This window comes from Boseongicola aestuarii (genome assembly GCF_900184815.1).
GTDB lineage: Bacteria > Pseudomonadota > Alphaproteobacteria > Rhodobacterales > Rhodobacteraceae > Boseongicola > Boseongicola aestuarii.
Genome location: NZ_FXXQ01000015.1, coordinates 1 through 16,114, shown reverse-complemented (window position 1 = coordinate 16,114; position 16,114 = coordinate 1). Strand labels below are relative to the sequence as shown.

The following is a 16,114-nucleotide window of genomic DNA, read 5'->3' as shown; positions in this document are numbered from 1 at the left end:
TCTGTGGGGGAGCCATCTGAGGTGCCCTAAGCGAAGGCTAGCATAGCGCTCCGTGCGCGAACAGTCAGGCTTTGTTTTTGTTACAGGGGTTTAGCCGCGACGGCGGCGGCGACCTTCGCGTCCGCCGCGCGCGCCGCCTCCGCCGGGGGCGGCGACGGGTTTGTTCATTCGGATCCAGTTGCCGCCGGACGGGTCGTGGTTCAGCAGGAAGTCGGCAGCACGGATCGACAGGATTTCATCCGAGGCGATACCGGACGTCTTGCCGAGGCCGAGGAGGGGGCCGAGTTTCGCGATATCGGCGTCTTCGGGCACGGTGATGCCAAGGTCAGCGAGGCGTGCGATGCGTTCGCGCACAAGGTCTTCGTTGGTGACAAGCCCGACAAGAGCGCCGACGGCCTCCATGTCGATATCGTCGGGCGCGGTTATGCCGAAAGCTTTCAGCGCGTCGAGGCGTTCGGTAACGGTTTTCTTTGTCGGCGGCATAGCAACGGGGTTCATGATGGCCGAGGTCATGCCAGCGGCTGAGGCCATGGCGAGGAAGGCGTTGTTGATACCGTGGCGATTGGGCAGGCCGAACGAGATGTTCGACGCGCCGCAGGTGGTGTTGACGCCCAGCTCTTCGCGCAAGCGGCGCACAAGCGAGAACACTTGCAGGCCAGCGGTTCCCATCGCGCCAATGGGCATGACGAGGGGATCAACGATGATATCGTGAGCGGGGATGCCGAAGTCGGCGGCGCGCTCGACGATTTTTTTGGCGACCTGAAAGCGCACGTCGGGGTCTTCGGAGATGCCGGTATCGTCGTTTGAAATCGCGACGACGGGGACGTTGTATTTTTTGACCAGCGGCAGGACCAGTTCGAGGCGGTCTTCTTCGCCCGTGACAGAGTTCAGCAGGGGGCGCCCGTTGGCGGCTTTCAGACCGGCTTCTAGGGCGCCGGGGACCGAGCTGTCGATGCACAGTGGTACGTCGACAAGGCCCTGGACCAGCTCGACCACGGAGGTCATCAGGGGTGGCTCGGTTTCGTTCGGGTTCGGGTTCGAGTTGTAGACGACGCCCGCATTGATATCGAGGACCTGCGCGCCGCAAGCGACCTGTTCGATGGCGTCCTTTTCGACGGTCGAAAAGTTCCCGGCCTCAAGTTCAGCCGCCAGAATCTTGCGCCCAGTGGGGTTGATGCGTTCGCCGATGACGCAGAAGGGTTCGTCAAAGCCGATGACAACGGTTTTGGTGGCGGACTCGAGTACGGTGCGGGTCATTAAACAGGTCTTTCTGGAATAAGATCAGGCAGTTGCGGAGGCGGGTTGCGCAGAGATCCCGCCGCGCGATGCAGCCCATTCAGCGTTGGCCTTGATGCCGCCGAGCGGGAAGAAGTGCACGTTTGTGATGGCAAAGTCGGGGTTGGCGGCCTTGTGGGCGGCCAGTGCGCTGACCACGTCGTCAGGTTCGTATGGCATGACAAGTTTGGTGACGTCCATCGCGCGTTTTTGCAGTACCTTCAGCGAAGGGCCGACACCGCAGGCGATGGCGAATTTGATCAGGGTTTGCAGTTTTGCAGGACCCGCGATGCCGATGTGGATCGGCAGGTCGATGCCCGAGGCTTGCACGTCATTGGCCCATTTGATGATCGGTCCGGCGTCAAAAGCGAATTGCGTGACAATCGCCATGTCGGCGTCTGTGCGGGCATTGAATTCGTTCTTCCATTTCAGCGCGTTTTCCACGTTGGTAAAGCCGCCATTCGGATCGATGTCGCGGTTGCCTTCGGGGTGGCCGGCGACGTGAAGGCGTTTGAAGCCTGCCTTGTCGAAAAGACCGGACTCAAGAAGCTGCATCGAACTGTCGAATTTGCCGTGGGGTTCGGCGACGCCGCCTGCCAGCATCAGGCCTTCGGTGACGTTGGCTTCGCCTTGGTAGCGCGCAATCCAGTCGCCCAAGGTCGCTTCGTCTTTTATGATGCGCGCAGGAAAATGCGGCATGACGCGGTAACCGTCGTCGGCAAGGCGCTTGGCCGTGGCGACCATATCGGTGATGGGCGTGCCTTCGATGTGGGCGATGTAGACGCGGGTGTTTTCGGGCAGATGATCGCGGACGTTTTCAAGCTTTTCCAGCGTGCGGGGCATAACCTCGATCGAGAAATCCTGCAGGAAATCGACGACCTTTGGATCGGTCGGAGTTTCGACTTCGGCCTTCTTTCGAAATGGCAAAAGAGCCATGAGCGTCTTCCTTATGTCGTGCGGGCTCAGGCCCATCCGTCGTTGTCGATCAGAGTCTTGATTCTGTCTGAACCGTATTCAGCGTCGATGCGGGCCGCTTCGGCGGCTGCGACCTCGTCTGGGTCGCCTGCGACCTCGAAGGGCTCGGCTTTGCGCCATTCGGAAAGGTAGGCGTCGCTGTCGCGCGCGCCGATTTTCATCGCCGCACGGTCGATCGCCTGTTCGAAGCGTTCGGGAAGGGGCGCCTTGGAGCCACGGCGGCCTTTGCCGACAATGACCTGCGCGGGGATATCGCGCCAATAGACGATGGTAACATTCGGCATTTTGAGACTTCCTCCCTGACGACGTCCTACGCCCGCAAAGGCTCAAAACAACGCCGGATTTCGACATGTTGCGTCACACTCGCGACGTGAGGCGAATTTGGCTGCCCTTGGGGGCGCGAACAAGGGGGCGGGGGATGAAACTTTCTCACAAAGATAGTGAGGCTTGCGCAAAGCAGGGGCGCGCGCGTAGGGTAGTGGCAACCACAGATCGGAGGGCGATATGCCGCCCAAGCGTCCCCGGGGCGCTGACCGGTTCCCGAAAACGGTAGAGCCGTCTGCGCCCGGACAAGCTGATCCAGCCAAGCTATATGCTGCGCTGGATCTCGGCACAAATTCGTGCCGCATGCTGATTGCCCAGCCACGGGGCAATCAATTCCATGTTGTCGACAGTTTTTCGAAGTCCGTGCAGCTTGGTCTGGGCCTGGAACGGACGGGGCGGTTATCGACGGCGTCGATGAATCGCACCATTCAGGCGCTGTCGATCTGCCAGAAAAAGCTGAAGAAACATAGTGTCGAGCGTATGCGGCTTGTGGCGACCGAAGCCTGTCGGCGTGCCAAGAATGGTGCTGAGTTTCTTGGCAACGTCGCACGTCATGCCGGGCTTGAACTGGACATTATTGCACCCGAAGAAGAAGCACGCCTGGCAGTGATATCCTGCGCGCCATTGGTGTCCGCCAAGACAGAACAGCTTTTGGTGGTGGATATCGGCGGAGGATCGACCGAATTGGTCTGGATCGATCTCAGTCGCGTTCCGGCTGGCGAGCGTCAGCGCGCGATCATGCGGCTTCACGCCGGTTTCAAGCAGGACGAGACGCCGGATGTGCCTGCTGCGCGGGTGGTTGACTGGATTTCGGTGCCGCTTGGGGTGGCGACGTTGCGCGATCAGTTCAACGATGTGGAAAGCGATTCTGCGCGGTTTGCGCTGATGAGCTGGTATTTCGAGGAGCAACTTGCCGAGTTTTCGCCTTATGAGGAAGAGCAGACCCGCGAGGGGTTTCAGATTGTCGGCACCTCCGGGACGGTAACGACAGTGGCGGCCAGTCATCTTGGGTTGAGGCGGTATGATCGCAACAAGGTGGACGGTTTGCGGATGACGTCAGATCAGATCGACAAGGTGATCCGCAGCTATCTGAATATGGGCCCCGAAGGGCGGCGCGCCGATCAGCGCATCGGGCGGGACCGGCAGGCTTTGATCATGTCGGGGGCCGCGATATTGCAGGCGTTGTTGCGGATCTGGCCGACGGATCGCATGACGGTTGCCGACCGGGGTCTGCGCGAGGGGTTGCTTTACGCGCAGATGTCGGCGGACGGCGTGCTGGAAGAGGGGCCGATTTAGGACTCAGCGTCCGCGATTGTGGGTGCGCGCGTAAAGGTCGGCGATGATCCGGCTGGCGGTTTTTTCGAACAGGCAAGGGATGACCGCGTGGACCAGGGCCGCGCCAGCCGCTGCGAAGAGTTTCATCGAAAACCCGAAGGCAAAGCGGGCGTGTTCGCCATAGCTTTCGTCAACGCTTGAGGGGTGGTCGAAAAACATGCGGGTGATCATTTGGTGCCTCCGTTTGGGTTCTGAGCTCAATTTCGTCGAAATTGCGTGAGATGTCTTCCCAAAGTTTAGCTTTATCTGTTAAATGATGGGATATTATTTAAGGAGATGCGGTTTGATTGAGACGATTGATGCGTTGGACAGAAAGATACTGTTTGAATTGCAACGCGATGCCTCGATCAGTCTGGAGGCTTTGGGCGACGCGGTCGGTCTCAGTCGCAATGCCACATGGCGGAGGGTCAGGGCTTTGGACCAAAGCGGGGTAATTCGTCGTCGGGTTGCCGTTCTGGACGCGGATATGCTGGGGTTGAAGCTGTCGGTGTTCATCCAGATCAGAACCAGTCGGCACGACCCGGAGTGGTTGACAGCCTTTGCAGCTGCAACGCGCGATATGTCGTCGATCCTTGCGGCGTATCGGATGTCGGGGGATCTTGATTACCTGGTCCATGCGCGAGTGGCGGATATGGCGGCCTATGACACGCTGTATCAGGAGTTGATCCGGCGTGTGGATATGTCGGATGTGGCGGCGAGTTTCGTCATGGAAGAACTGAAAGAAACCACGGCCTTGCCGGTATAGGAGGGACCGTGCCCATTCATTTCGTCTATCTCATTCTTGCCGTTTTGGCCGAATCCATCGGCACGACTGCGTTGCAGGCCAGCCAGCAGTTCACGCGCCCGGTGCCGTCGGTGGTGGTGGTTGCCGCTTATGGCGCTGCCTTTTATTTGTTGTCGCTGACTCTGGTGGTGATGCCCGTCGGGCTGGTTTACGCTATCTGGTCCGGACTGGGGATCGTGTTCATTGCGATGATCGGATTTGTCGTGTTCGGCCAACGGCTTGATTTGCCGGCCTTGCTGGGTTTGGCGATGATCCTTGGCGGAATACTGGTGATCCACCTGTTTTCGGAATCGACGTCCCACTAGTCGTCTGGTTGGAGCTTCATCGGCGGCGGCGCACTGTCGGGATGCCCGTTTTCACGCGGCGATAGTGCGTTTCGGGGTGCGGGGGGGTGCCTTTGGTGCGGTGCCAGTAGTCTGTGCCTCCGAGCCTGAGCCAGACGGGGATCGTCATCACCAGTCCTGCTGCAAAGCCGCCCGCGTGTGCCCAATAGGCGACGCCGCCGCCCGATGTCGGCATTGAAGCGCCTTGCACAAGCTGGATGCCGAACCATGCGCCCAGAACGATCCACGCCGGGATCGGGATGATGCGGATCAGGATCACGATGATGATCAGCACGTCCACCCGCGCTTTGGGATAAAGCAGCAGATACCCGCCCATGACGCCCGCGATTGCGCCGGACGCCCCGACCATCGGGACAGTGCTGCCTGGGTCGGACATGAACTGGGCTCCGGCGGCAGCGAACCCGCTGGCGAGGTAGAACATCAGGTATTTGACGTGGCCCATGTTGTCTTCGAGGTTGTCGCCGAAGACGTAGAGAAACAGCATGTTGCCTGCGAGGTGCATGAAGCCCCCGTGCAGGAACATCGAGGTCACGAAGGTCGTCGGCTCGGCGGCGGCGGGCACAAGGCCGTAGGTGAAAAAGAAGTTCGCCAGCGCGCGCTCATCGCTGAACAGGCCGTAGTAGCTGATGAACACAAGAACGTTTACCGCAATAAGTGCCCAGGTAACGTAGGGCGTGTGGCGAGACGGGTTGTGATCACGAAATGGAAACATGCGCCGAACGGACCCCGTTCGGCACAAAAGGTCAAGTGTCTGAAACCGCTGCCAGAAGGGCTGCGTTGCCGCCGGAGGCCGTGGTGTCGACGCAAAGGTGGCGTTCGTGGCGGACTTCGAAGCTGCGCGGCGTGCCGGTGATCAGGGGCAGGATAGCCCCTTCGCGTCCGGCAAGTGCCTTGGCATAGGCACGCGACTGCGCTTCGTCGCCCCAGTAGACAGCACCGCCGATGCTTTTGGCGCTGCCGAGTTTTTCCGGCGTCATGTCGGGCGCGGAGATGGCGATACCGCCGTTTTTCTCGACCGCGCGGCGCTGCTCTTCTGCTGTTGCCGTGCCGGGACCGATACAGAGGAACGGATGCCTCGTGTTTTCGGTCAGTCGGTTGGTTTCGCCGGTGGGACCGGGCATGTTGAGGGCTTTTTTCGCGCCGGGGTCGGTGTCTTTCGTGAAGCGCGCGACATAGGACGGCCCACCTGCTTTCGGCCCGGTCCCCGACAGGCCTTCGCCGCCGAAGGGCTGGGTGCCGACGACCGCGCCGATCTGGTTGCGGTTGACGTAGACGTTGCCGACGTGGATGCGTTCGACAATGTCCTGCACGCGGCTGTCGATGCGGGTGTGCAGCCCGAAGGTCAGGCCATAGCCTGTTGAATTGATGTCGGAAATTACCTGATCGAGCCCATCCGCCTTGAAGGTGGCGATATGCAGGACAGGGCCAAAAATCTCGCGTTGAAGGGCGGAGACATTGGGCACTTCAATGAGGGTCGGGGCTAGGAAGGTACCGGTTTTGGGCGCGGCGATCAGCGGCTTAGCGTCGTGGTCTTCAAGGTGCTTGAGGATGTTTTTTCGGGCGACCTCATCGATAAGGGGGCCGATATCGGTTGCAAGATCCCAAGGGTCGCCCATTGTGAGTGCTTCAACCGCGCCGGTCAGCATTTCGCGGAACGCAGGCGCGATATCGTCCTGAACATAGACGCAGCGAAGGGCGCTGCATCGCTGGCCCGCCGACTGGAAGGCCGAGGCGACGACGTCGCGGACGGCTTGTTCCAGAAGGGCTGTGGAGTCGATGATCATGGCGTTGATGCCGCCGGTTTCGGCGACAAGTGGCGCGCCGGTGGCGAGATGTTCCGCCATGGCACGGCGGATGGTTTGCGCGGTCGGGGTCGACCCGGTGAAGGCGACGGCTGCGATGCGTGGATCAGATGTCAGCGCGCGTCCGACGGTTGCTCCGGTGCCCGGCAGATATTGCAGGGCGGTCGCCGGAACACCGGCTTCCAGCATCAATTGCACGGCGCGGTGCGCGACAAGCGGCGTTTGCTCGGCCGGTTTGGCAAGCACAGCGCAACCTGCGGCAAGGGCGCCTGCGATCTGACCGGTGAAAATCGCCAGAGGGAAGTTCCACGGGCTGATGCAAGTGACCGTCCCAACGCCAGGGGATGTGCATTTAGCGGCCTGGGTGGCGTAATAGCGCAGGAAATCAACAGCTTCGCGAACTTCTCCAACGCAGTCGAGGAGGGTTTTTCCGGCTTCTCGCGCGAGAAGCGCAAAGAGTTCCGGGGCGCTTTGTTCGTAGAGATCTGCAACCCGGTTCAGCGTCGCGGCGCGTGCTTCGGTGTCGGCGGTCCATGGGGTTGCCGCCGCGAGGGCGGCTTCGATAGTGGTGTCTTCGGCGGTGGTGACATGGCCGACGATCTCGTCCGGGTTGGCGGGGTTGCGGACCTCTAGAGGGTCGCCTGGTGCGGACGCTGCGGCGACGATTGGTGCGGCGCTCCAGGTATGCGTTTTGAAGGGCGCGCGGGCGTCTTCAAGGCGGCGCAGCGTTGGGCCATCGGTAATGTCCCAGCCTTTCGAATTGGCGCGCTCGGGTTCGTAGAGCGCAGCGCCGGTTGGGATATTGGGGCGTTTGCGGGCTGTTTTGAACGGATCGGAGGCGACTTCGGTTGCGGGCACATCTTCGTCGACAAGCTGGTTCACAAAGCTTGAGTTTGCGCCGTTCTCAAGGAGACGGCGGACGAGATAGGCCAGCAAATCGCGGTGCGCACCGACCGGGGCGTAGATGCGACAGCGGGTTTTGTGCTGTTTGCGCACGGCTTCGTGCAGGGGTTCGCCCATGCCGTGCAGGCGCTGGAATTCGTATTTCGAGGTGTCGCGACTCATGTGCAGGACAGCTTGAACGGTGTGCGCGTTGTGCGTGGCGAACTGTGGATAGATTCGGTCGGTCATACCAAGCAGTTTGCGCGCGCAGCCGATATAGGAGACGTCGGTCGCTTCCTTGGCCGTGAAGACCGGGAAGCGGTCGAGGCCGAGGATTTGTGCGCGTTTGATTTCGGTGTCCCAGTAGGCGCCTTTGACGAGGCGGACCATCAGCTTGCGATCGAATCGTTCGGCAAGCGCATAGATGTGGTCGATGACGGGGGCGGCGCGCAGGCCGTAGGCTTGCACGACGATGCCGAACCCGTCCCATTTGGCGAGGCGTTCGTCGGCAAGGGCGGCTTCGATGACGTCGAAGGAAAGTTCCAGCCGGTCGGCTTCTTCGGCGTCGATGTTGAGGCCGATGTTGCGTTCTGCTGCCATGACGGCGAGATCAACGAGGCGCGGCGCAAGTTCAGCGACCACCCGGTCACGCTGCGAGACCTCGTAGCGGGGGTGGAGGGCAGAGAGTTTGACCGAAACCCCGGGGCGGGATTTGACGTCCGTTCCAGTTTTCGACTGGCCCGCTGCGCGGATGGCGTCTGCGTATGACGCAAAGTAACGTTTGGCGTCTGCTTCGGTGCGAGCGGCTTCGCCGAGCATGTCGTAGGAGTAGGTGTAGCCTTTTGCTTCCATTCCGGCGGCGCGGGTCATGGCGGATTTCATCGTCTCGCCCAGCACGAATTGCTGGCCCATTTCGCGCATGGCGCGCCCCACTGCGGTACGGATCACCGGTTCGCCCAGGCGTTTGATGGCCTGGCGCATCGCGCCCGCGACGCCGGGGCCGGTTTCGTCCAGCACGCGGCCCGTCAGCATCAGGGCCCATGTCGAGGCATTGACCAGCGAGGACGAGGAATGGCCGAGGTGTTTGCCCCAGTTCGATGGTGCGATTTTGTCTTCGATCAGCTCATCGATTGTTTCGGGGTCGGGGACGCGCAAAAGGGCTTCGGCCAGACACATCAGCGCGATGCCCTCGTCCGTGGAAAGGCCGTACTCGGCGAGGAAAACCTCCATCATGCCGGGACGACCGCTGGTGCGGATGGTCGTTACCAGGTCCGCAGCTTCGGCGCAGATGCTTTCGCGGTCGGCGTCGGAAAGGGCCGCAAGGGCGGAGACCTCGGACAGGATGCTGTCTTCGGCAGGATAAGTGGTGAAGCGGGTGAGGGATGTGTGTGTCATGCGAGCTTTATAGCAGGGAATGAATGGACGAATTGGCACAAAGAATGATAATTCATACTCCATTCGTCTGAAATAGGCAGAAATTGTAGGTCAAAATGGATTTATCTCTTGATAAGACGGATCGGAAGATTCTCGAAATCGTTGCGGCGGATGCGCGAATTTCGATGACTGAACTTGCGCGGCGGGTGTCTTTGTCGAAAACGCCCGTGCTGGCACGGCTTAGGCGTCTGGAGCAACTGGGCGTCATTCAGGGCTATGCCGCGCAGATTGATCCGGTGCGGCTGGGGTTGGATCATGTGGCCTTTGTCGAGGTCAAGCTGACGGACACGCGCGAAAAGGCTCTGTCGGCGTTTAACAGGGCGGTTGCGGGTGTGCCGGAGATCGAGGAATGCCATATGATCGCGGGGGCGTTCGACTATTTGCTGAAGGTGCGCACAAGCGACATGACGCGGTACCGGGTCGTGCTGGGTGAACGGATATCGAGCCTGCCGCATGTGGCGCATACAGCGACCCACGTGGCGATGCAGGCAGTAAAGGATGGCGGTTTCGTGACTTGACGGGGCGGCGATTTGAGACACCATTGGTTTTATGAGACAGCTTTTGATCCTGCCCTTCCTTGCCGTCCCCGCTTTTGCGGACTGCCCGCCGCCGCCTGATATCTCCGATGCGGCGACTGCGCTTTTGGAGCGCGCGCAAGCCGCCCCGAACGAAATGGCCGCACAAGGCATTTCCGGACAGCTTTGGGAGCTTTGGGCAACGGCCCCCAACGCACAGGCGCAGGCGCTTCTGGACCGCGGAATGTCCGCGCGGGCTTCTTACAATTTCATTGATGCGCTGGATGCGTTCGATCGGTTGGTCGACTACTGCCCCGATTATGCGGAAGGCTATAACCAGCGGGCTTTCGTGAACTTCCTTCGCCAGGATTTCGCCAGCGCACTTGTGGACCTCGATCTGGCGCTTGAGCGGTCGCCCCGCCATGTGGCGGCGATCAGCGGCAAGGCGTTGACCTTGATGGGGCTTGGGCGCAACGACGAGGCTCAGGAGGTGTTGCGCGAGGCAGTGGCGCTGAATCCGTGGATTTCTGAGCGCAGCCTGTTGATCGAGCCTCCGGGCAAAGAGTTATAGGCTTCCCGCTTGCCCCCGGAATGATGTCGTCTTAGGACGGAGCTTACGCGGGCGTGGCGGAATGGTAGACGCATGAGACTTAAAATCTTTGGGGCGCAAGCCCGTGCCGGTTCAAGTCCGGCCGCCCGTACCATCCCCTTTCAGGAACGATATCGGTAGCGCAGCCGTTCGGCGCGAAGGCGGGAGATTTCCAAACGCAGGAGCAGACGCTCGGCCGTCAATGTTGCGCGTCCCGGGTCATCCACGGCAAGATCGTGCAAGAGCGAATTGATGCGCGAGATGCGGCTTTCGGCCTGATCGATGTCGCGCCCTAAGCGATACCACGTAAGGCCGCGCTCGTTTTGCTCGAGGAGCGGCGTGCGGTCCTCTAACGGACAGACGGGGCGCAGGCGGTCGCCGTCGGCGCCTTCTTCGTAGGCGACGCGTGGTGTGCAATAGAGTTTCAAACCTTCGGTGCGGCCTTTGTCCCAAAGGGTTTTGTTTGGGGCGATGCCGTAGTCGTTGCAGGCGCGGGCGTGGCGAAAGATCTGGTCGGGGCCTGCTCCGCGTGTGCCGTCCTCAAAGCCGATCTGTTCCCAGTCACCTGCGCGGCAGGTGTCTTCGTTGAGCGAAGCGCAGGCAGCGAGTGTGAGCAGGGACAGTGCTGCGATGACGGTGATACCTTTTAACGCCACTGGTTGGACCTTTCGTTTTTTCTGCATTTTCAGCAATTTCGGTGATGCGCTTGGCACGCGTTTCGGATTTTTTGGCGTTTAGCAGCCATTCGAGCATCCCGCGGCGGGCGGATTTGGGGAAAGTGTCCCAATGGGCGCGGGCAGACGGGCGTTCTGCGAATGCTGCGGCAAGATCATCCGGGATTTCGAGACGTTCGACGCCATCAAGACGCGTCCAGCTGCCGTCCTTCTTGGCCTTCTCGATCAGCGCGCGTCCGGCGGGTGTCATCAGGCCGGCGGCTTCGAGATCGGCGACCAGTTGCTTGTTGACTGCGGACCAGCTTGAGCCGGGTTTTCGGGGTGCGATCCAGTGCATTGCGCGCTGCGTGTCTTTTGAGCGCACCAGACTGTCGACCCATCCGTGTGCCAGACATTCGGCGACGATATCGCTCATCGGCAGGTAGTTGGGCGAGGCCTTTTTGTGGTGCACCAGCCAGACGCCGCACTGGCGGGCGTGGTTCTTGCCCAGCCACGTGCGCAGGTCGGCGCGGGACAGGACTTCGACCTCTTCGGCGTCTGTGAGGGGTTTGGGCATGGGCTGACATTTATCCGCGAATCTGTTGAGGAACCTTAGCAAGGCCGTGAATGATATGAACTATCACAGTCGGATCCCTTGCGAGCGTTGCGCGCGCGGGCTATCGAACGCGGGTCAGGAGACAGTCAGATGGAAAAGAAAACCAGCGGTCGCGGTGCGCGGGATCTGCGCGTGAAGGTGAAGTCTGCGCGCGGGCGCAAGCTGAGCTCGACCCTGTGGCTTGAGCGGCAGTTGAACGACCCTTATGTGCGGCGCGCACAGGCCGAAGGCTATCGGGGGCGCGCGGCGTTCAAGATCCTTGAACTGGATGACAAGTATCGCTTTCTGGTGCCGGGCGCGCGGGTCGTTGACCTTGGATGTGCGCCGGGGGGCTGGTGTCAGGTGGCCGTGCAGCGCGTGAATGCGTTGGGCGACCGGACGTCGAAGAAGGTCGGTCGGGTGCTGGGTGTCGATCTGCAAGAGGTCGAGCCTATTCCGGGAGCGGAAATTCATGTGTTGGATTTCATGTCCGACGGCGCGGATGACAAGGTGAAGGCCTGGCTTGGCGGTGGTGCGGATGTGGTGATGTCGGATATGGCGGCGTCTTCGTCGGGGCATAAGCAGACGGATCACTTGCGCATCGTGGCGCTTTGCGAGGCTGCGGCGCAGCTGGCGTTCGATGTGCTGGAGCCGGGCGGGACGTTTGTCGCCAAGGTTCTGGCCGGGGGGGCGGAAGGCTCGTTGCAGGCGCTGTTGAAGAAGCGCTTCAAGTCGGTTGCCAATGTGAAGCCGCCGGCATCGCGCGCGGACAGTTCTGAAAAGTTCGTCGTGGCGCGCGGGTTCAAGGGCTTGCCGGAAGATCAGGACGACGACGAGGCGCGTTAGGACCGCGTGTTGTAGCATGGACGGTGCGCGCTAGATCACTGTCATGGACAGGAAACCTTCAGATGCACGCGCCTTGGCTGTTCCGACCGGGCGGTTCACGCGGTTCGGACGGCTTGGCTCGATGACGGCGGGGATCGCGGGAAATATGGCGATCAACGGGCTTGCCAAACTGGGGCAGGGGCAGCGGCCAGAGATGCGGGATCTGCTTTTGACGCCCAGCAATATCACACGTGTCGCGGATCAGCTTGCCAAGATGCGCGGTGCAGCGATGAAGATTGGTCAGTTGATGTCGATGGACACGGGCGATGTGTTGCCGCCCGAGTTGGCGCAGATCATGGCGCGGCTTAGGGATAACGCGCATTTCATGCCGCCCGCGCAGTTGAAGCAAGTTTTGAACGCGCAATGGCCGGAGCATTGGCTGCGGTCGTTTGAAAGCTTTGACGTCCGCCCCATTGCGGCGGCTTCGATCGGGCAGGTGCATCGCGCGCGACTGAAAACCGGCGAAGAACTGGCGATCAAGGTGCAATATCCCGGCGTGGCCGAAAGTATCGACAGTGATGTTGCGAATGTGGGTTTGTTGATGCGGATGTCGGGTCTGTTGCCCGGCGGGTTCGAACTGGCACCTTACCTTGACGAGGCGCGCAAGCAGCTTCACGAGGAGACGGATTATCAGCGCGAGGGGGCGCATCTTTCGCGCTTTGGGGCGTTGCTGGCGGATGCGCCGCGGTTTGTCGTGCCGCGGCTGGAGGAACGTTGGACGACCTCGGACATTCTGGCGATGAGTTTCGTGGCGGGTGCGCCGGTCGAGGCGGCGCGCAACGCGCCCGACGCGGTGCGTAATCAGGTTGCTCGCGATCTAATCGACTTGACGCTGCGGGAATTATTCACCTTTGGCGTGATGCAAACCGACCCAAACTTCGCCAACTATCTCTATGACGCAGCGGTCGACAGGATCGCGCTGCTCGACTTTGGGGCAACCCGCGAGATCGCGCCCGACGTGGTCGATCAATACGCGCGTCTGATTGCGGCGGGCGTCGAGGACGATCGTGTCGCGATTGAGGCGATCATCCACGAGATCGGGTTTGTGACCGAAGACAGCAAGCCTGCTCACCGCGAAGCGATCGTGGATATGATCCGCACGGTGTTTGGCGCGTTGGGCAGGTCCGGGCAGTTCGATTTCTCGGATACCGAATTGTCTCGCGTGATGCAGGCGAAAGGCACGGCGTTGGCAGAAGACGAGTTCGTCCCGCCGCCGCTGCCAATTGATGTGCTGCTTTTGCAGCGCAAGTTCGGCGGTGTGTTCCTTTTGGCGTCGCGCCTTGGGGCACAGGTCGATGTGATGGCCGTGCTGCGCCCATACCTTGAGGACAGGCGCAAAGAGCGGCGTTCAGCTTGAGGTTTCGATCAGGATCGTGCCGTCGTCCCAGATCAGTTTGGGAGCAAAGCGCGGGCGTGCGATGGCGACATCGTCGAACCTCATGGCACCAAGCCCGACGTTGAAGTGCGGTGTCCAGTCCTGAAAGCTCTCGACGATAATAAGCTGATCGCCGGACGCCATGAGTGGCACGCGCGCTTCCAGTTGCGTGATGTCGCTGAAGCCTTTCGGTCCGCCAACGCCTTCGGACCACTGTAGCGAAAGCGTCTCTTCGGCGGTGTCGGGGTCTACGAAGAATTCAACGACGCTGACGCGCAGCGCGGTGCCCGATTCCTCGCTGGACACTAAGCTGTAAAGCTCGTGCATCGCGGTGAGATAGTCTGCGTCGATCGCCTGTTTTTCGCGCGAAAGCATATCGGCAATCGTATAGGTTGCGCGCTGGCTGACGGTTTTGGTGTGAAATCCGTCCCAGAACGTCAGGGTCATGATGATCGACAGCGCGACCAGCGGGAAGGCAAATACGGCTTCGACTGATTGGCTACCGGTCTCGCTGCGCAGGAATGTTTTCAGGAAGTGTCTCATTCGCCTGCTCCGGATGTGGTGTCCTTGACTTTCGCGGCCCGCGCGCCCGGTTCGGTGACGAAGGCGGCGGTGGCGACGATGGCGTAGTTGCCTGCCATATCCTTCACCATTCCCGCGCTGTAGCGGGTCGAGGGGAAGAGCGGTTTGGACAGCGCGCAAACCCGGACCAGCATCATCTGGTTCTGGGTGCCGATATCGTAGGTGGTGAAATCCAACGGGTCCTCTTTGGAGGTCACATCGCGGCAAAGCGTGCTCGCGCGGAGTTTGGCGACCTCTCCGGGTTTGGTGGCGACGGGCTGAAGCTCGATCTGGATCGAGTCCTCGCAGTCGGCGAGGATGTGTGCGTTCTTGCAGATCGTCTTTTTTAGATCTTCGAAGTCCGGAAGCGCGTTGTTGCTGAGGCGCACATCGCGGATCGAGATATCAACCGAGCGTTCAAGCATCACGTTGCGCAGCATGTAGTAACCGGATTCGAATCCCATCAGGAACAAAGTCATGAGGGCCGGGAAGAAGATGACGAATTCGATCGTCGCGTTGCCGTCCTGGCCTTTGTTGAAACGGCGAAGCGTGTTCAGGAATGAGCGGATCATTGGGTCAACCTCAGCATTGCGATCTGGCCAGCGATCGAGTCGAAAGCCTTTGAAATACCTTTTCCGTCAACGTCAAAGTAGTAACCGATCGAACTTGCGCAGCCCTTCATGGCGTCAAGACCGGCCTGCGGGGCTTCAAAGCCGATGGCATAAACTTCGATATCTTCGTTCTTGTTGGCTTCATCGCAGATCTTCTGCAGGCGCGCGTCGATCTGGCCGTAGCCTTCGGTCTGTTCGACAGCGTCCATGTGTGCGTTAAAGGCCGCGGTATCAGAAGCTTCGAAGAAGAATTTCGCCGCGTCCTCGACCGCGAAACGGGCATAGATGGCGTGATAGTCCATTTGCTCGGCGTCAGCCGGAAGCGCGCCTTCGGCCATGTAAACGTCATCGTCCGTGGTATTCGGGTCACCCGGCACGAACCAGCGTTCGGAGGCGTTGTTGTCCGGCATCAGGACGAAATAGCCGTCGAATTCGGTGCGGTCCCGGTTCAGGACAGTCCCGGATCCAACCCTGCGCGGCGCGCGTGTCATATTGAGACAAAAACCACTCAAAAACAGTGTTATAGGCCGTCAACACCGCAGAAAAGCGGGCTTGGTGCGCAGTAAAGAGCGGGTCAAACAGCACAGTCTCGTTTTGATCCTGCTGATTTTTTTGAAGTATCGAAAGCTCCTCGGCCCTCAAATTGGACCGGGGTGCGGTTTGGTAGAAATCCGTCAGTATTTCCGCCAGGCGATCGACCGCTGGACCCCACTTTTCGGGATCGTTCGGTAAGGCCGTGATTCTTTCATCAAGCATATGATTGGCAGATATGCGCTTCATCTTGACCAGCCAGTCAATGGTCCGGCCCAGTCCGTCCAAATTCAGCGTTTTGTTTTCATGTTCGCACAGCTTCACAACGCCAAGGTACATCGACCTCGCCAACCTTCGGTTCAGGTCAACCTCGACCAACGCATTGTCGAGCCGCGCGCGCAGACTGGTCAGATCCTGCAGGTCGTCGCGGAAGCGCTTTTTAAGCTTATAGGCATGCAGCGATGTCAAGAACACCCAGGATTTTCGGGTCTCGTTCATCAGGATCTGTTCCGTGCCACCGCTCAGGGTTTCCAGCATCCGTTTGATGCGCAGATGCAGTGGAGGGGACTTGGCGGCTGTCATCTGATGGCGCGGGTCAGCCGCGTCGCGCCGAGGCTGCCGCATTCACCTCATAGTGGCGCATG

The 16,114-nt window shown here is 60.3% G+C and carries 19 protein-coding genes and 1 tRNA gene; 9 read left to right on the top strand and 11 right to left on the bottom strand.

From position 1 onward, the window contains the following. Positions 1-90: 90 nt before the first annotated feature. From BOA8489_RS17075 to BOA8489_RS17065, 3 genes are read right to left on the bottom strand one after another with little or no spacing between them, the layout of a single operon-like run. Positions 91-1,257: a methyltetrahydrofolate cobalamin methyltransferase gene (locus BOA8489_RS17075; protein WP_093975523.1), complete on the bottom strand. Its 1,167-nt coding sequence runs from the start codon at positions 1,255-1,257 to the stop codon at positions 91-93. 24 nt (positions 1,258-1,281) lie between these two features. Continuing rightward, the gene (locus tag BOA8489_RS17070) at positions 1,282-2,211 is read right to left on the bottom strand and encodes a methylenetetrahydrofolate reductase (protein ID WP_093975561.1); all 930 of its coding nucleotides are present in this window, start codon (positions 2,209-2,211) and stop codon (positions 1,282-1,284) included. A 26-nt stretch (positions 2,212-2,237) separates the two neighbouring features. After that, a complete protein-coding gene (locus tag BOA8489_RS17065; RefSeq protein ID WP_093975522.1) occupies positions 2,238-2,534 on the bottom strand; it encodes a virulence factor in 297 nt (98 codons plus the stop codon). 220 nt (positions 2,535-2,754) lie between these two features. Between BOA8489_RS17065 and BOA8489_RS17060 the strand changes: the two genes are divergently transcribed. After that, on the top strand, positions 2,755-3,870 hold the full coding sequence (locus tag BOA8489_RS17060) for a Ppx/GppA phosphatase family protein (protein ID WP_093975521.1): 1,116 nt from the start codon (positions 2,755-2,757) through the stop codon (positions 3,868-3,870). A gap of 3 nt (positions 3,871-3,873) precedes the next feature. Here BOA8489_RS17060 and BOA8489_RS17055 read toward each other — a convergent pair whose 3' ends face one another. Further along, the gene (locus BOA8489_RS17055) at positions 3,874-4,080 is read right to left on the bottom strand and encodes a DUF6356 family protein (protein ID WP_093975520.1); all 207 of its coding nucleotides are present in this window, start codon (positions 4,078-4,080) and stop codon (positions 3,874-3,876) included. A gap of 112 nt (positions 4,081-4,192) precedes the next feature. On the opposite strand from BOA8489_RS17055, the gene BOA8489_RS17050 reads away from it, so the two are divergent. Beyond that, positions 4,193-4,654, top strand: coding sequence for an Lrp/AsnC family transcriptional regulator (locus BOA8489_RS17050; protein WP_176440351.1), 462 nt, complete (start codon positions 4,193-4,195; stop codon positions 4,652-4,654). 8 nt (positions 4,655-4,662) lie between these two features. Beyond that, positions 4,663-4,998 (top strand): SMR family transporter, encoded by a 336-nt coding sequence (locus BOA8489_RS17045; RefSeq protein ID WP_176440350.1) that lies wholly within the window; start codon positions 4,663-4,665, stop codon positions 4,996-4,998. A 16-nt stretch (positions 4,999-5,014) separates the two neighbouring features. On the opposite strand, the gene BOA8489_RS17040 is transcribed toward BOA8489_RS17045, so the two are convergent. Together BOA8489_RS17040 and putA are read right to left on the bottom strand one after the other, a co-directional pair. After that, positions 5,015-5,749, bottom strand: coding sequence for a rhomboid family intramembrane serine protease (locus tag BOA8489_RS17040; RefSeq protein ID WP_093975519.1), 735 nt, complete (start codon positions 5,747-5,749; stop codon positions 5,015-5,017). A gap of 31 nt (positions 5,750-5,780) precedes the next feature. Then, positions 5,781-9,116, bottom strand: coding sequence for a bifunctional proline dehydrogenase/L-glutamate gamma-semialdehyde dehydrogenase PutA (putA, locus tag BOA8489_RS17035; RefSeq protein WP_093975518.1), 3,336 nt, complete (start codon positions 9,114-9,116; stop codon positions 5,781-5,783). A 95-nt stretch (positions 9,117-9,211) separates the two neighbouring features. Between putA and BOA8489_RS17030 the strand changes: the two genes are divergently transcribed. From BOA8489_RS17030 to BOA8489_RS17020, 3 genes are all read left to right on the top strand, one after another. Then, positions 9,212-9,673, top strand: a complete 462-nt coding sequence (locus tag BOA8489_RS17030) for an Lrp/AsnC family transcriptional regulator (RefSeq protein WP_093975517.1) — start codon at positions 9,212-9,214, stop codon at positions 9,671-9,673. 31 nt (positions 9,674-9,704) lie between these two features. Then, complete coding sequence (locus BOA8489_RS17025) at positions 9,705-10,241, top strand: tetratricopeptide repeat protein (protein WP_093975516.1); 537 nt, start codon at positions 9,705-9,707, stop codon at positions 10,239-10,241. 47 nt (positions 10,242-10,288) lie between these two features. Further along, a tRNA-Leu gene (locus BOA8489_RS17020) sits at positions 10,289-10,374 on the top strand. A gap of 7 nt (positions 10,375-10,381) precedes the next feature. On the opposite strand, the gene BOA8489_RS17015 is transcribed toward BOA8489_RS17020, so the two are convergent. Together BOA8489_RS17015 and BOA8489_RS17010 are read right to left on the bottom strand one after the other, a co-directional pair. Next, a complete protein-coding gene (locus BOA8489_RS17015) occupies positions 10,382-10,915 on the bottom strand; it encodes a DUF2799 domain-containing protein (protein ID WP_176440349.1) in 534 nt (177 codons plus the stop codon). Next, positions 10,821-11,489: a YdeI/OmpD-associated family protein gene (locus BOA8489_RS17010; protein ID WP_093975514.1), complete on the bottom strand. Its 669-nt coding sequence runs from the start codon at positions 11,487-11,489 to the stop codon at positions 10,821-10,823. Before BOA8489_RS17010 ends, BOA8489_RS17015 begins: the two co-directional genes overlap by 95 nt. Before the next feature lie 129 nt (positions 11,490-11,618). Here BOA8489_RS17010 and BOA8489_RS17005 point away from each other — a divergent pair, with 129 nt between their 5' ends. Both BOA8489_RS17005 and BOA8489_RS17000 read left to right on the top strand, forming a co-directional pair. After that, on the top strand, positions 11,619-12,353 hold the full coding sequence (locus BOA8489_RS17005) for an RlmE family RNA methyltransferase (RefSeq protein ID WP_093975513.1): 735 nt from the start codon (positions 11,619-11,621) through the stop codon (positions 12,351-12,353). Positions 12,354-12,396: 43 nt separating this feature from the next. Continuing rightward, on the top strand, positions 12,397-13,749 hold the full coding sequence (locus BOA8489_RS17000; RefSeq protein ID WP_093975512.1) for an ABC1 kinase family protein: 1,353 nt from the start codon (positions 12,397-12,399) through the stop codon (positions 13,747-13,749). Here the strand turns inward: BOA8489_RS17000 and BOA8489_RS16995 are convergent. The 3 genes from BOA8489_RS16995 to BOA8489_RS16985 are packed head-to-tail and all read right to left on the bottom strand — an operon-like array spanning position 13,741 to position 15,430. Beyond that, the gene (locus tag BOA8489_RS16995) at positions 13,741-14,310 is read right to left on the bottom strand and encodes a TadE/TadG family type IV pilus assembly protein (protein WP_093975511.1); all 570 of its coding nucleotides are present in this window, start codon (positions 14,308-14,310) and stop codon (positions 13,741-13,743) included. The two genes, BOA8489_RS17000 and BOA8489_RS16995, sit on opposite strands and share 9 nt — an antisense overlap. Continuing rightward, the gene (locus BOA8489_RS16990) at positions 14,307-14,900 is read right to left on the bottom strand and encodes a TadE/TadG family type IV pilus assembly protein (protein WP_093975510.1); all 594 of its coding nucleotides are present in this window, start codon (positions 14,898-14,900) and stop codon (positions 14,307-14,309) included. The genes BOA8489_RS16995 and BOA8489_RS16990 overlap by 4 nt, the downstream gene beginning before the upstream one ends. Then, a complete protein-coding gene (locus BOA8489_RS16985; RefSeq protein ID WP_217897965.1) occupies positions 14,897-15,430 on the bottom strand; it encodes a hypothetical protein in 534 nt (177 codons plus the stop codon). The genes BOA8489_RS16990 and BOA8489_RS16985 overlap by 4 nt, the downstream gene beginning before the upstream one ends. Positions 15,431-15,776: 346 nt before the next feature. Here BOA8489_RS16985 and BOA8489_RS20630 point away from each other — a divergent pair. Beyond that, positions 15,777-16,114 (top strand): hypothetical protein (locus BOA8489_RS20630; RefSeq protein ID WP_217897964.1); only part of this gene is annotated, 338 nt, incomplete at its 3' end.

What these genes read in the sequence shown, in the direction of transcription:
- BOA8489_RS17075 (WP_093975523.1), bottom strand. Translation starts at nt 1,257, where the DNA reads ATGACCCGCACCGTACTCGAGTCCGCCACCAAAACCGTTGTCATCGGC.
- BOA8489_RS17070 (WP_093975561.1), bottom strand. Translation starts at nt 2,211, where the DNA reads ATGGCTCTTTTGCCATTTCGAAAGAAGGCCGAAGTCGAAACTCCGACC.
- BOA8489_RS17065 (WP_093975522.1), bottom strand. Translation starts at nt 2,534, where the DNA reads ATGCCGAATGTTACCATCGTCTATTGGCGCGATATCCCCGCGCAGGTC.
- BOA8489_RS17060 (WP_093975521.1), top strand. Translation starts at nt 2,755, where the DNA reads ATGCCGCCCAAGCGTCCCCGGGGCGCTGACCGGTTCCCGAAAACGGTA.
- BOA8489_RS17055 (WP_093975520.1), bottom strand. Translation starts at nt 4,080, where the DNA reads ATGATCACCCGCATGTTTTTCGACCACCCCTCAAGCGTTGACGAAAGC.
- BOA8489_RS17040 (WP_093975519.1), bottom strand. Translation starts at nt 5,749, where the DNA reads ATGTTTCCATTTCGTGATCACAACCCGTCTCGCCACACGCCCTACGTT.
- putA (WP_093975518.1), bottom strand. Translation starts at nt 9,116, where the DNA reads ATGACACACACATCCCTCACCCGCTTCACCACTTATCCTGCCGAAGAC.
- BOA8489_RS17030 (WP_093975517.1), top strand. Translation starts at nt 9,212, where the DNA reads ATGGATTTATCTCTTGATAAGACGGATCGGAAGATTCTCGAAATCGTT.
- BOA8489_RS17025 (WP_093975516.1), top strand. Translation starts at nt 9,705, where the DNA reads ATGAGACAGCTTTTGATCCTGCCCTTCCTTGCCGTCCCCGCTTTTGCG.
- BOA8489_RS17010 (WP_093975514.1), bottom strand. Translation starts at nt 11,489, where the DNA reads ATGCCCAAACCCCTCACAGACGCCGAAGAGGTCGAAGTCCTGTCCCGC.
- BOA8489_RS17005 (WP_093975513.1), top strand. Translation starts at nt 11,619, where the DNA reads ATGGAAAAGAAAACCAGCGGTCGCGGTGCGCGGGATCTGCGCGTGAAG.
- BOA8489_RS17000 (WP_093975512.1), top strand. Translation starts at nt 12,397, where the DNA reads ATGGACAGGAAACCTTCAGATGCACGCGCCTTGGCTGTTCCGACCGGG.
- BOA8489_RS16995 (WP_093975511.1), bottom strand. Translation starts at nt 14,310, where the DNA reads ATGAGACACTTCCTGAAAACATTCCTGCGCAGCGAGACCGGTAGCCAA.
- BOA8489_RS16990 (WP_093975510.1), bottom strand. Translation starts at nt 14,900, where the DNA reads ATGATCCGCTCATTCCTGAACACGCTTCGCCGTTTCAACAAAGGCCAG.
- BOA8489_RS16985 (WP_217897965.1), bottom strand. Translation starts at nt 15,430, where the DNA reads ATGACACGCGCGCCGCGCAGGGTTGGATCCGGGACTGTCCTGAACCGG.